Genomic DNA, 337 nt, shown 5'->3' with positions numbered 1-337 from the left:
CAGCATCATGGGCTGGGTCGTGACCGAAGGCGGCGTGGACAAAGAGAAGGAGCGGACGAAGCAGCGGTCCGCCGAGCTGGAAATCATCCACGGCAACAACAAGCAGCCGGAGCGCAACGGCTCCAGCGGACACGCTGGCATCGGCGTGCTGGCAGCGATGGTCATGGCCACCTCAGTAGTCGCAGCGGGCTGCGTGGCCAGCGACGACAGCGACGGATACGCCGCCCTGACCGACCTGCCGCCGGAGCAGTCGTACTACATCCAGCTCCAGAGCTTCAACGACCTCGTCGCCACGGCGATCCGGGCGAAGCAGGCCGGCCTCATTAGCCAGCAGGCG

1 protein-coding gene is annotated in these 337 nt (G+C 66.5%); it reads left to right on the top strand.

Going from position 1 to position 337, the window contains the following annotated elements:
- Positions 1 to 337: hypothetical protein (locus R0J92_RS22095; RefSeq protein ID WP_411053228.1), on the top strand; the 337-nt coding region annotated here is incomplete at both ends.

The organism is Tritonibacter sp. SIMBA_163 (assembly GCF_046535935.1).
Classification (GTDB): domain Bacteria; phylum Pseudomonadota; class Alphaproteobacteria; order Rhodobacterales; family Rhodobacteraceae; genus Epibacterium; species Epibacterium scottomollicae.
Note: the sequence above shows the minus strand (reverse complement) of the source record. Positions and strands in the feature narration are given on the sequence as shown.